The 12,765-nt window shown below is 59.0% G+C and carries 12 protein-coding genes; 5 read left to right on the top strand and 7 right to left on the bottom strand.

Annotation, left to right across the window (positions count from 1 at the left end):
- Nucleotides 1-55 precede the first annotated feature (55 nt).
- Nucleotides 56-595, bottom strand: coding sequence for an RNA polymerase sigma factor (locus tag G8764_RS10960; protein WP_166164674.1), 540 nt, complete (start codon nucleotides 593-595; stop codon nucleotides 56-58).
- Between the two features lie 238 nt (nucleotides 596-833).
- Nucleotides 834-1,028, bottom strand: a complete 195-nt coding sequence (locus tag G8764_RS10955) for a hypothetical protein (RefSeq protein ID WP_166164673.1) — start codon at nucleotides 1,026-1,028, stop codon at nucleotides 834-836.
- Nucleotides 1,029-1,098: 70 nt separating this feature from the next.
- On the opposite strand from G8764_RS10955, the gene nadA reads away from it, so the two are divergent.
- From nadA to G8764_RS10940, 3 genes are all read left to right on the top strand, one after another.
- Nucleotides 1,099-2,154 carry a quinolinate synthase NadA gene (gene nadA, locus G8764_RS10950; RefSeq protein ID WP_166164672.1) on the top strand — a complete coding sequence of 352 codons (1,056 nt, stop codon included), beginning with the start codon at nucleotides 1,099-1,101 and terminating at the stop codon, nucleotides 2,152-2,154.
- A 240-nt stretch (nucleotides 2,155-2,394) separates the two neighbouring features.
- The gene (dnaE, locus tag G8764_RS10945) at nucleotides 2,395-6,015 is read left to right on the top strand and encodes a DNA polymerase III subunit alpha (RefSeq protein WP_166164671.1); all 3,621 of its coding nucleotides are present in this window, start codon (nucleotides 2,395-2,397) and stop codon (nucleotides 6,013-6,015) included.
- Between the two features lie 210 nt (nucleotides 6,016-6,225).
- Entirely contained in the window at nucleotides 6,226-7,179 is a 954-nt protein-coding gene (locus tag G8764_RS10940) for an acetyl-CoA carboxylase carboxyltransferase subunit alpha (protein WP_166164670.1), read from the top strand.
- 125 nt (nucleotides 7,180-7,304) lie between these two features.
- On the opposite strand, the gene G8764_RS10935 is transcribed toward G8764_RS10940, so the two are convergent.
- From G8764_RS10935 to G8764_RS10920, 4 genes are all read right to left on the bottom strand, one after another.
- Nucleotides 7,305-7,757, bottom strand: a complete 453-nt coding sequence (locus G8764_RS10935; RefSeq protein ID WP_166164669.1) for a hypothetical protein — start codon at nucleotides 7,755-7,757, stop codon at nucleotides 7,305-7,307.
- Between the two features lie 123 nt (nucleotides 7,758-7,880).
- Entirely contained in the window at nucleotides 7,881-8,405 is a 525-nt protein-coding gene (locus G8764_RS10930) for an energy transducer TonB (protein ID WP_166164668.1), read from the bottom strand.
- A 114-nt stretch (nucleotides 8,406-8,519) separates the two neighbouring features.
- Nucleotides 8,520-8,846, bottom strand: coding sequence for a translation initiation factor (locus tag G8764_RS10925; RefSeq protein ID WP_166164667.1), 327 nt, complete (start codon nucleotides 8,844-8,846; stop codon nucleotides 8,520-8,522).
- Complete coding sequence (locus G8764_RS10920; protein WP_166164666.1) at nucleotides 8,843-9,175, bottom strand: hypothetical protein; 333 nt, start codon at nucleotides 9,173-9,175, stop codon at nucleotides 8,843-8,845. Before G8764_RS10920 ends, G8764_RS10925 begins: the two co-directional genes overlap by 4 nt.
- Before the next feature lie 160 nt (nucleotides 9,176-9,335).
- On the opposite strand from G8764_RS10920, the gene G8764_RS10915 reads away from it, so the two are divergent.
- Nucleotides 9,336-10,193 carry an ion transporter gene (locus G8764_RS10915; protein WP_166164665.1) on the top strand — a complete coding sequence of 286 codons (858 nt, stop codon included), beginning with the start codon at nucleotides 9,336-9,338 and terminating at the stop codon, nucleotides 10,191-10,193.
- A 23-nt stretch (nucleotides 10,194-10,216) separates the two neighbouring features.
- On the opposite strand, the gene G8764_RS10910 is transcribed toward G8764_RS10915, so the two are convergent.
- Nucleotides 10,217-11,119, bottom strand: coding sequence for a UDP-2,3-diacylglucosamine diphosphatase (locus tag G8764_RS10910; RefSeq protein WP_166164664.1), 903 nt, complete (start codon nucleotides 11,117-11,119; stop codon nucleotides 10,217-10,219).
- A 490-nt stretch (nucleotides 11,120-11,609) separates the two neighbouring features.
- Between G8764_RS10910 and G8764_RS10905 the strand changes: the two genes are divergently transcribed.
- Nucleotides 11,610-12,758, top strand: a complete 1,149-nt coding sequence (locus tag G8764_RS10905; protein ID WP_166164663.1) for a serine hydrolase — start codon at nucleotides 11,610-11,612, stop codon at nucleotides 12,756-12,758.
- The last annotated feature ends 7 nt before the right edge of the window (nucleotides 12,759-12,765 follow it).

The following is a 12,765-nucleotide window of genomic DNA, read 5'->3' as shown; positions in this document are numbered from 1 at the left end:
CATTGGCGCATGGGCTGTTTACCTGTACTTCGACGGTAAAATTCCAGAATAACTGCTAATAACCTTTAGACTTTAAGTGATTTAGGCACATAACCAGCCCTTTGGCTATATGTTTGTCCACGGTACTCACGCTAATGTCCAGCTGCTCAGCGATTTCCAAGTTGGACATTCCGTTGATTTTTTTCAATACAAATACTCGCCGACATTGCTCTGGCAGCGCACCTACAGCCTGACACAGTTCAATAAACCGTTTGCTGCCATCAAGTTCCTGTTCCGGCGATATGTTATTAACTAAGACACCCAGACTGTCCAAATCTTCTACAGCGTCAGTCAATCGATAATCCGACCGGGCCCGGTAGTTAATGGCTAGGTTGCTGGCAATTTTATACAGGTAGGCTTTGGGCGCCAGCACCGGACGTGCTCCACTGGCTTGAGTGGCGCGCAGGTAGGTCTCTTGCAACAAGTCGTCGACGTCCTCGCGATTGCTTAGATAACCGCCCAGGTGTCGGCGCAACCCCCTGATATTATTGATAAATACATCGGTGATGGGGCTTGTTGGCACGGCGCAGCTTCTTTTCTTTTTATCTGTTCGCAAACCGATCTCCCGCCATGATAGGAATGGCGCTTTCAAAAACTAACGATCGTTATATGGTAGGCCTTCGCGCGGGAAAAATAAATATAAATTCGCTACATCTGTAAAATGGATGGTTAACGGGCGCGAGTCGCGACAGATTGAAGAGCAGAAAATAGGGCTCTGCGGTTGCAATTCAATTCGACCAGATAGCGGGGCTGGTCGCAGCCGTCGGGCTGCAACTTCGGGCGGTGCGGGTCTCTTAGGATGGATGCCACAGCTCATGCAGAAATACCTTGATGTTTACGTTCAAGTTGAATTGTGACTTCTGGAAATGCTGGGCAAAAATGATTAATGGTGGTGTCGGATCGAGTTGTGGTTGGCCCGCTGAGCTGGCGCGATAAAGTACTTGCTGATAGAAGGGGGAGTTTGGTGTCAGAATTCGTATGATTTTCATACAGCACCTAGCGCAAGATTGTTTCCATTGTGTTAAAATCCGCGCCCGGTTTTTAATATTGGCATGAATTATGACTGTACTTGAAAAAGCGCCTGCGCAACAGGATCGTCTGGAATTGGTGCGCGAGCACCTTGCGGTGGTTCCCTCTCAAGTGATGAGCGAGGCCGAACAGGAGGCCTACAAACGCGATATCAAGCAGCTATTAAAGGCGAACAACGCCGTGCTGGTGGCGCACTACTACACTGACCCGGTGATTCAGGCGCTGGCCGAAGAGACCGGTGGCTGCGTGTCCGATTCGCTGGAAATGGCCCGTTTTGGCAAGAACCACGACGCTACCACCCTGATTGTGGCGGGGGTCAAGTTTATGGGTGAGACGGCCAAGATCCTGTCCCCGGAAAAGCGCGTGTTCATGCCGACCCTTGAAGCCACCTGCTCCCTCGACCTGGGCTGCCCGGCGGATGAGTTCTCCGCTTTCTGCGACCAGCACCCGGACCGTACCGTGGTGGTCTACGCCAATACCTCGGCGGCGGTAAAGGCACGGGCGGATTGGGTGGTCACTTCCAGTATCGCCCTCGACGTGGTGGACTACCTGGACTCCCAGGGCGAGAAGATCCTCTGGGCGCCGGACAAGTACCTGGGCGGTTATGTGCAAAAGCAGACTGGCGCCGATATGCTCCTGTGGGACAGCGCCTGTATTGTGCATGAGGAATTCAAGGCCAAGGGCATTGAAGACCTGAAAGCGGCGCACCCCGGCGCGGCGGTGCTGGTGCACCCGGAGTCACCGGCCAGCGTGGTAGAGCTGGCGGATGTGGTGGGCTCAACCTCGCAGCTGATCAATGCCGCCAAAACCATGCCCAATCGCGAGTTTATCGTCGCGACTGACCAGGGTATCTTCTACAAGATGCAGCAGGTATGCCCGGACAAGGTTCTGCACATTGCCCCCACTGCTGGCAACGGTGCCAGTTGTCGCAGCTGCGCCAACTGCCCGTGGATGGCGATGAACGCCCTCGATAACCTGAAAGCAGTCCTGCAGAGTGGTGACGGCAAGGAAATCTTTGTCGATGCCGATTTGGCCCAGCGGGCGCTGCGACCACTCAACCGCATGCTGGAGTTTTCCAAGGGCTAATAGCCCTGCGGTTAGATCCGGGGCGGCACCTGCCCGCCCCGGCAGTTCGGCACCTCAGATTACTTTAAAATTGACCGCTGACTTTTACCGGGGGCTGAATGTATGGTGTTGACGGTTTGCTAGCGCTTACTTACTGGGTCGCAGCAAAGGCCCGACAACTTAGGCGCGGATAAGCCCGGATTTTCCGTTTTATTTTCGCTAGAATGGTGGCCCTGCAAAAACCAGCTAATCCAGGCCCCAATGACCCAGAACTTTGTCCACCTTCGGCTGCACACCGAATTCTCCCTCAACGACAGTCTCATTCGCATCAAGCCCCTGGCTGAAGCTGTGGCCGGCTTGGGCATGGGCGCCTGCGCGATCACCGACGACTGCAATTTCTTCGGCCTGGTCAAGTTTTACAAGGCAGCCCAGGGGGCGGGCATCAAGCCCATCGCCGGCAGTGACTTCCGCATTTGGCCGGACGACCCGGACGCCGCGCCGGCGCTCATCACCCTGCTGGCGATGAACTCCCAGGGCTACAAAAACATCATCGAATTGATTTCCAGGGCCTACCAGCATGGGCAGCATATGGGCCTGCCGTACCTGTCCCGGGACTGGATCAGCGAGCGCGCCGAGGGTGTAATCGCCCTGTCCGGCGGCAAGCAGGGCGATATTGGCCAGGCCCTGCTATCTGGCAAGGGGGAGCTGGCGGCGAATCTGCTGGCGGGCTGGATGAGTGATTTTCCCGGCCGTTTCTACCTGGAGCTGCAACGCACCGGCCGCGCCCGGGATGAAGACTACTTGCACGCTGCCGTGGCGCTGGCGGAGCAGCAGCAGTGCCCGGTGGTGGCCACCAACGACGTGCGCTTTCTCAAGGCCGACGAGTACGATGTGCACGAGGCGCGGGTCTGTATCGGCGAGAGTCGGGTGCTGGATGATCCGCGCCGGGAGCGGCGCTACAGCGAGGAGCAATACCTGCGCAGCCCGGCGGAAATGGCGGAGCTGTTTGCCGATCTGCCGGAGGCGCTGGCCAACAGTGTGGAAATCGCCAAGCGCTGCACCCTGGATATCGAGCTCGGTACCTACTATTTGCCCGATTATCCCATTCCGCCCGACTTTGAGAGCGACCCCTGGTTCCAGAACAAGGTGCCCTACGAAACCCTGGCCGGGCACGCCCGGGCGGCAATGACTGAAAAGTGGGCCGGGCGCGAGTCCGAACCGGCCTACGCCGAAATGCTGCGCACCAATGTGTTCTTCCAGAAAATCTCCTACGAAGGCCTGGATGAGCGGCTGGATTTTCTCTACGACACCAGTGCCGAGGATTTTCCCGGCATCTACCAGACCTACCTGGAGCGCCTGCAGTTCGAGCTCAATATCATCATGCAGATGGGGTTCCCGGGTTACTTCCTGATCGTGATGGACTTTATCCAGTGGGCCAAGGACCACGATATCCCGGTGGGGCCGGGGCGGGGTTCCGGTGCCGGCTCGCTGGTGGCCTACGTGCAGAAGATTACCGACCTGGATCCGCTGGAATACGACTTGCTGTTCGAGCGTTTTCTCAACCCGGAGCGGGTATCCATGCCAGACTTCGACGTCGACTTCTGCATGGAAAATCGCGACCAGGTGATCAGCTACGTGGCCGACAACTACGGCCGCGACGCGGTGTCGCAGATCATCACCTTCGGTACCATGGCCGCCAAGGCGGTGGTGCGGGATGTGGCGCGGGTGCAGGGCAAGTCCTACGGCCTGGCCGACAAATTGTCGAAGATGATTCCCCCGGATCCGGGCATGAAGCTGAAAGTGGCCTACGAGCAGGAAGAAATGCTGCGCGAGTTCCTCGCCAACGACGAGGAGGCGCAGGAAATCTGGGACATGGCGCTGCAGCTGGAGGGCCTGACCCGCAACGTCGGCAAGCACGCCGGGGGTGTGGTAATCGCCCCGACCCGGTTGACGGATTTTGCCCCGCTCTACTGTGACGAAGCCGGTTCCGGCCTGGTTACCCAGTACGACAAGGGCGATGTGGAAGACGCCGGCCTGGTGAAGTTTGACTTCCTCGGCTTGCGCACCCTGACCATCATCGATTGGGCCAAGAAAATGATCAATCGGCAGCGCTCGGCCAAAGGCGAGGAGCCGCTGGTGATCGAGGCCATTCCACTGGACGACGCGCGCACCTTCAAGTTGTTGAAGGCGGCCGAGACCACCGCGGTATTCCAGCTGGAATCCCGCGGCATGAAGGACCTGATCAAGCGCCTGCAGCCGGATAATATCGAAGATATGATCGCCCTGGTGGCACTGTTCCGCCCTGGCCCGCTGGACTCCGGCATGGTCGATGACTTCGTCAACCGCAAACACGGGCGCGCGGCGGTGGCCTACCCCGACGCCAAGTACCAGCACAAAAAACTGGAGCCCATTCTCAAGCCCACCTACGGGGTGATTGTCTACCAGGAACAGGTGATGCAAATCGCCCAGGAACTGGCTGGCTACTCCCTCGGCGGCGCCGATATGCTGCGTCGTGCCATGGGTAAGAAGAAGCCGGAGGAAATGGCCAAGCAGCGCTCGACCTTTGCCGCGGGGGCGAAAGAGCAGGGGGTTGACCCCGACCTGGCGATGAAAATTTTCGACCTGGTGGAAAAGTTTGCCGGCTATGGCTTCAACAAATCCCACTCTGCCGCCTACGCGGTGGTGTCCTACCAGACCGCCTGGTTGAAAGCTCACTATCCGGCCCAGTTTATGGCGGCCACCATGTCGTCGGATATGGACAAGACCGACAAGGTGGTGACCTTTATCGAAGAGTGTCGGGTCATGGGCCTGAAACTGTTGCCGCCGGATGTGAACCAGGGGGAGTTCCAGTTTAATGTCGACGACCAGGACAATATCATCTACGGGCTGGGGGCGATCAAAGGCCTGGGTGAGGGGCCGATTGAAAATATCATCGCCGCGCGCCAGGAGGGTCCGTTCAAGGACTTGTTCGATTTCTGCGCCCGGGTCGACCCGCGCAAGGTCAACAAGCGGGCGCTGGAGGCGCTGATTCGATCCGGCGCCCTCGATGGCATCAGCCCCGGGGTGGATCGCGATTACGACCGCGCGGTAATGTTTGCCGCGATGGGGGAGGCGGTGAAGGCGGCGGAGCAGAGCAGTGCCAATGCCAGTGCCGGTATGGCCGACCTGTTCGGCGAGCTGGTGCCCACGGCCAACGAGGAGGGCGATGCCTACCGCGAGTTTCGCCGGGTGCGCAGCTGGAGCATCAAGGAGCGCCTGGAGGGGGAAAAGGAGACTCTCGGCCTCTACCTGACCGGCCATCCCATCGAAGAGTACCGGGCCGAACTAAAGCACCTGGTCTCGGCCCGGATCGTCGACCTGAAGCCGGATAAGAGCAGCCAAAACGTAGCGGGCCTGGTGGTGGGCTTGCGGGTGATGCGCACCAAGCGCGGCGACAATATGGCCTTTGTTACCCTCGATGATCGCTCCGGCCGGATCGAGTGCGCCGTGTTCAGCGACACCTACAATGAGTTTCGCGAATACCTGGTCAAGGACGCCATGCTGGTGGTGGAGGGGCAGGTCAGCTTCGACGAATACCGCGGCGAATTGAAAATGCGCGCCAACAAGGTGCTGAGCCTGGCGGATGCGCGGGTCGATATGGCCCGCGGTTTGACCATCAGGGTGAGCTCCGACAAGATTCGGCAGGGGTTTCCCCAGCAGTTGGCGAAACTGCTGGAACCCTATAAAAGTGGCCGCTGCCGGGTCAGCCTGGATTACTGCCGCCCGGATGCAGAGGGCCAGTTGCTGCTCGGCAGCGTCTGGCGGGTGCGCCCCGAGGATGCGCTGCTGGAAAATCTGCGCGAGATTTGCGGGCGCGAAAACGTGCAGCTGCAATACAGTTAATGTCCGGCCATAGCCTGGTGCCAATTGTGCGGGGTAGCGCCAGCCGGCGCCCCCTAAAAAGGTCGACTCATAAGGTGCTTTCGCGTATCGTATTTTGCCATCGCAGGGGGCGGCACATGGCCGCGGTTGGCACATGGGGCGGTGGCTGGACCGCCGTTCCGGCACCCCTGGCGACACTTTTTCACACCCTGTTTGGACACCCTGGTTGTTATGAACCCGAACTATCTTGATTTTGAGCAGCCCATTGCGGATCTGGAATCCAAAATTGAAGAGCTGCAACTGGTTGGCACCGACAACGATATTAATATCGTCGAGGAGGTTGCCAAGCTGCGCGAAAAAAGCACCAAGCTGACCGAGAGCATTTATTCCCAGTTAACCCCCTGGCAGGTGGTTAAAGTCGCCCGCCATCCCCAGCGTCCCTACGCCATGGATTACATCAAGCGTATGTTTACCGACTGGGACGAGCTGCACGGCGATCGGCATTTCGGTGACGACAAGGCTATTGTTGCCGGTGTCGCCCGGCTGGACGGCAAGCCGGTGATGGTGATCGGCGAGGAGAAGGGCCGCAGTGTGGCAGAGAAGGTGGCGCGCAATTTCGGCATGCCCAAGCCCGAAGGCTATCGCAAGGCGCTGCGCCTGATGGAAATGGCCGAGCGCTTTAAAATGCCGGTGTTGACCCTGATCGACACGCCCGGGGCCTACCCTGGCATCGACAGTGAGGAGCGCGGTATCAGCGAGGCGATTGCGCAAAACCTGGCGGTGATGTCGCGCCTGCGCACGCCCATTATCTGTACCGTGATCGGTGAAGGCTCATCCGGTGGGGCTTTGGCCATCGGCGTCGGTGACCAGCTCAATATGCTGCAATACTCCACTTACTTTGTTATCTCACCGGAGGGCTGCGCCAATATTATTTGGAAAACCGTCGACAAGGCGCCGTTGGCGGCGGAGGCCATGGGTGTGACCTCCGACAATCTCGAGCGTCTCGGCATCGTCGATGAAACCATCAAGGAGCCTCTCGGTGGTGCCCATCGCGATATCGATGCCATGGCGGAGCTGCTGCAGGAAAGGTTGATCGCCCAGGCGGATCGCCTCTGCGCGACCCCTATCGATGAGCTGCTGGAGACCCGTTACCAGCGCTTGATGAGTTACGGCAATAATATTTAGGTGCCCTGGGCACCTTTATTTTTCACTGCTTTTTGCATCGATTTTGGCCACCACAAGCATTTCACCTATGCAGTAGCGTTCTCCTGGTAGCCGCGGGCAGGCTAACGCCTGCGCCAGATGCCTGCTCAGTTTTTGTTTTTCATGGCCTTGTAGCCGACGATGGACATGGTCTCTGCCGCCACTTCACAGCTGACTTTGGCGGTTTCCTGGGGAGCGTCGACCCGGCTGATGGTCTTGGTTTCAATAAAGATCCGGTACACCTGCTCTTCTTCGCTAAAGCGGCTGGCGACCGGGTCCAGCTCATAGGCAATATGCTTGCCGCTGTTGCTGCTGACCACCTTGTCCTCGCAGATGTACATGGCCTGTGACATGGAGTGCAGTGCCGGTTTCGGCTCGGGGGGGGGTGGTACCGCCTCAGTCACGGCCGGATCCGGGTTTTCCGGCTCGTCTTGCGGCACTTCGCTGGCGGCGGGCGGGTCGCTGGAAAAGTGGCCGGTGGCGAACAGGGTGCCGACCACCGACAGGTTGGTCAGGACAATGGCGCCAATGGCGACGATCGCGATTTCTTTGGGACGCATGCAATTACCCGGTGATAAGGATATGCCGCCAGGCCCGGCGTCTGTCGCTCGAGGCCTTTTGGCGTAGCCGCAATATAACCGGAAATATTATGTGGTTAAAGGCTTTGTTGGCTCCTGGTGAGCCTAGCTGGCCAGTAATCGATCATATTTGTGGCTGAGGATGTCATAAAACTGTTCGCGCAGTTGCAGGATTTCCTGTTTCAGGCGGACAATTTCCTGTTCGCTGATGTCCTGGCGCCCCACGTACACCTGTTTGCGAAACTGGGCTATCCTGGCACCGTACAGGCGCAGGGTTTTCTCCAGGGCTTTCTCCCCCAGCATCAACAAGCGCGCTTCGGCGTCGGCAATCTTGCGAAACTCGTCCACCAGTTCGCTGTTGACCTTGGCCAGTTCTTCCTTGCGCGCCTGGGGCCAGCGCCCGCCAAAGCGAGTTGATTCGATCACCAGCGACGAATATTTGGCGAATATGTGGTTGACGTTGCCAACGTCGCTGGACACCGCCTCGAGTATGTCGATGCGGCGGTTACTGTGGGGTTTGTTGAGGTTGGAGCGATGCTGGCTGAGCCATAGGCTCAGGCCGGCAATGGACGCGCCGAGGGCGATTTTCACGGCGGTGTCGATCAGGGGCCAGAAATCGGTAGGTTGCATCGTGCTGCTCTCTGGGTTGCGGGTTGCCAAAAATGTGGCGGTTACGGGTTGCAACCTATGACAATGCAAGGAATGAGCCAGATATGTGGCGCTCGGCTCGCTGCGAAAGAGGCCCTAGGCGCCGGCCAATTTGACCTGAAAGCCCTTTGCTTCCAGCAGGGATTTGATTTTCTCCCGGTCGTCGGTCTGGATTTCAATCACCCCGTCTTTGATGGCGCCGCCCACGGCACACTTCTGTTTCAGCAATTTGGCCAGTTCCTTCAGTTCGGCGCCTCCCAGGCCCAGGCCGGTGACCAGGGTTACCCCCTTACCCTTCCTGCCCTTGGTCTCCCGCAGCAGGCGCACGGTGCCGTCACCGCGATCAACGGCGGCGGGGCTGCCGGCGTCGTCTTTAATGCGTCCGCGGTCAGTGGAATACACCAGTTTACTGTTTTTGCTCATTGCTTCGCTCCGGAGGATGGTGCCTTGCTCAACTTCTGGGTAAACAGGCCGGCGACGATAATGGCTGTGCCGAGGCCAAACAGGTGGGTGCTGCTGATAAAGTCCAGCTCCCAAAAATGGAACAGCGGCGCCAGGATAACGGCAACGAAGATCCCCATCGACAGCACGGTGTCGGCCTGCTCCGGGAAGACCACCGACTTCTGGCAGTGGGGACAGGGAAACGGCTTGCGCTTGAGAAAGGTTTGCAGCAGGCCGTGGCGGCGCAGCAGGTTTTTGTCGATGGGCTCGTTGCAGTATGGGCAGCGCAGCGGTTTGATAACGAGTGCCAAGTGAGGCTCCGGGGGCAGCTGGAAAAGGCGTTATTCTAACCAGTTGCCGCTGCCGCGCAAAGCCTCGGTCGACGAGCCGCCAGCAGAGACGGTGGCGCGGTGACTGGCGGTGCCGCGGCTGAACTGGTTAAATGGCGGGGTCAATACTCAGGAACCGGCTATGCCCCGCTCAGCCCTGCAGGAAAAACTCTACACCGTTATCTTCGGCACCAATACGCCCGCGGGCAAGCGCTTCGATATGGTGTTGATCTATATGATCTGCCTGAGCGTGCTGGCCATGATCCTGGAGTCGGTGGACCGGATCTCCGATCACTTTGGCGGTTTGCTCAGCGTTCTGGAGTGGACCTTCACCGGCCTGTTTACCCTGGAGTACGCGGTGCGCATCTACTGTGCGCCGGATCGCTGGCGCTATATGCGCAGCTTTTATGGCGTCGTCGACCTGCTGGCGATACTGCCTTCCTACCTGGGTATTTTCCTCAGCAATATGAACTACCTGCTGATTATCCGCTTGTTGCGGGTGCTGCGAGTGTTCCGGGTATTGAAGCTGGTGAAGTACCTGTCGGAGGCCAATATCCTGTTGCGGGCGATGAGCATGGCGCGCCGCAAGATCCTGGTGTTCTTTTCCTCGGTGCTGGTATTGTCGACCATCTTTGGTTCGCTGATGTTCCTGGTGGAAGGGCCGGAGCACGGTTTTACCAGTATCCCGAAAAGTGTTTATTGGACCATCGTCACCATCACCACGGTTGGCTATGGTGACATTACTCCGCAAACGGTGGTCGGGCAGATTATCGCTTCGGCGGCCATGTTGACCGGCTACTCGATTATTGCCATTCCCACCGGTATCCTGACTGCGGAGTTGGCGGCGGAAATGCAGCGCGAGCGCAGTAACCGCTTGTGCCCAAGCTGCACCCATCCCGGTCATGACAGCGACGCCGTCTACTGCAAGAAGTGTGGCCACGACCTCAGTAAAAAACCGGAGGCGGCGGTGCCGGACCAGCCACCCGGGCAGTCCGGTTAGGGCGCTGCCCGTCGCGGCAGAGATTACAGCGGCATGATCATTGCCGGCGCTTTGCGCTCCAGTTCGGCGTCGGCGGATTGGTTGGCGGCGGCCGCAGCGATGGACGTTTTACCGGTCACCGGCACCGGTATGGGCGCCAGCATATCCTCAATTTCATCGATGCTTGTATCGATCGCGTCCAGCGGCCGGGTAGCGCGCTGTTGCCAGCAAAGCAGGCGCATATTGCCATCGAAGTCTTCGGCAATGGCGCTGCAGGAATCCACCCAGTCGCCGGTGTTGTAGTAGTCCACCCCACCGATGCGCTTGCTGGCCGGGTGGTGGATATGGCCGCAAACCACACCGTCGAAGCCCTGTTTTTGCGCCGCCTTGGCCACGCTTTCCTCGTAATCCTGGATATAGGTCTTGGCGCGGGGAATGTGGGTCTTGATGTAGCCCGCCAGCGACCAGTAGCCGTAGCCGTATTTTGCCCGCAGGGCATTGTAGGCCCGATTGAGCAGCATCAGCAGGGCGTTGCCGCGGTCGCCAAAGAACTTCAGCCACTGATGACAGCGGGTCAAACCGTCAAATTGATCGCCGTGGATAACCAGCAGTCGGCGGCCGTCGGCGGTGGTGTGCAGCGCGCGGTTGAGTAAATGAATGTTGTCGAAGCGGTTGTTGGCGAAGCGGCGCAGGAACTCGTCGTGGTTGCCGGTTATATAGTCGATCTGTACGCCGCGTTTGGACAGGGTCAGCAGGCGCCGCAGCACGCGATTGAAGTCGCGCCGCCAATAGACGCCGGTTTTCATATTCCAGCCATCGACAATATCGCCAACCAGGTAGATCTTCTCGGCCCGGTTCTGCTTTAAAAAGTCGTTCAACAGGTCTGCCTTGCAGTCCTTGGTGCCCAGGTGAACGTCTGAAATCCACAGCGTGCGATGTTTTTCCATGATTTATCCTCGCAGCAGAGCTGTTACAATTGATGGTTGAGTTTAGGGCACCTCTAATAATTGATCGCAGCCTCTGCGCAATCTGAGCGGCGCCATTACAAGGCGCCTTGCGAAGGCAAAGGCTCGGTCCGACGTATCGGCGGTCCGGCGTTCCGGTTGTCCTTTGCGAGCAAGGCAACGCAGTAATGGTGCCGCTCAGGCCGCGCCCTTCGGGGCTTTCAGGAAATCCCGCTAGCAGCGTTGCGCTCATTCGCCGGACAACCAGTCCGACTCAATCGCGCGCCTTGCCAGCCGAATTTCCTGAAAGCCAGAGGTCGCGAGCAATTATTAGATGTGCCCTTTAAAGAGTGCCGCCGGGCTGTGACGCAACTGTGAAGGTTTCGTTGCGAGGCCGTGAACAGCTGGTGTCAGTTGCGTTACAGTGGGATCGCGCGCCGGGGTTTGCGCGGGCTGGCGGGCAATATTGGATGGATGATGAAAGTGAGTGCATGTGGTTGCTATACAAGGTGAATTGAGCCCCGGGTTCGAAGAAGTCGGCGAGGCATTTCAGCAATTGTTTGCCTCCTTTGGCGAGGTGGGCGCGGCGGTAGCGGTGCAAGCGCACGGTGAAACTGTGGTCAATCTGTGGGCCGGCGAGCGCGACCGGGCGGGGAGCCAGGCCTGGCAGGAGGATACTCGCTGCAATATCTTTTCCGCCTCCAAGGGGGTGGTGGCGCTGGCCGTGCTGCAGTTGGTGGATCGCGGCCAGCTGGCGCTGGATACGGCCATCGCCGATGTCTGGCCGGAATTTGGCTGTCACGGCAAGGATGCCATTCGGGTGCGCGATGTCCTCTGCCATCGCGCGGGGTTGAATGCGTTCCACCCGCGGCTGGCCGACGACCTGATCTACGACTGGCAGGGCATAGTGCAACAGGTGGCGGCCGAGTCGCCCTGGTGGACACCCGGCAGTGAGCAGGGTTACTCACCCATGATCTTTGGCTGGCTGTTGGGGGAGGTGGTGTGCCGGATCAGCGGCGCCAGCAGCTTCAACGATTACGTGCAGGCCAATATTACCGGGCCGGTTGCCAGCCAGTTGGTGTTTGGTGTCGACCCGGAGCAGCATTCCGGGCTGGCGGAAATGGGGCCGCTGCGCCAGCCACAGAAAGTTGTCGGCAGCAGCCTTATGGAAATTATGCGCGCTGACCCTCGGGGGGTGGTCAACCGCGCGTTTGCCAATCCACCGACGCTGATGATGGGCACCAATAAGCCCGCCTGGCGCAGCGCCCAGATTCCGGCCGCCAATGGCCACGCGTCGGCGCTGGACCTGGCCGCCATCTACGGTTCCCTGGCCGACCTGGACGATGAGCGGCTGCTGTCGGCAGCGGCACGGACCGGTTGCTGGCAGGAGCAATCCAGCGCGATGGACAAAATCCTCCACAGCGAGATCAGCTTTGCGCTGGGATTTATGCGCCTGCTGCCGGCCGGCATTCGTGCGCAAAAATACTTTTGCCATCCGGGCGCTGGTGGCTCCCTGGGTTACGCCGATGCCGGCGAGGGCTTTGGCTTCGGTTATGTCAGCCGGGCCATGGGCCAGTACATTTTACTGGATGAGCGGGCGGAGCATCTGCTCAGCGCTGTCTACCGGGCACTGCGAGGTTGAATAAGAG

Origin of the sequence: Pseudomaricurvus alcaniphilus (assembly GCF_011440395.1) — a bacterium.
GTDB classification, from domain to species: domain Bacteria; phylum Pseudomonadota; class Gammaproteobacteria; order Pseudomonadales; family Cellvibrionaceae; genus Pseudomaricurvus; species Pseudomaricurvus alcaniphilus.
This window is presented reverse-complemented; position numbering and strand designations above follow the sequence as displayed.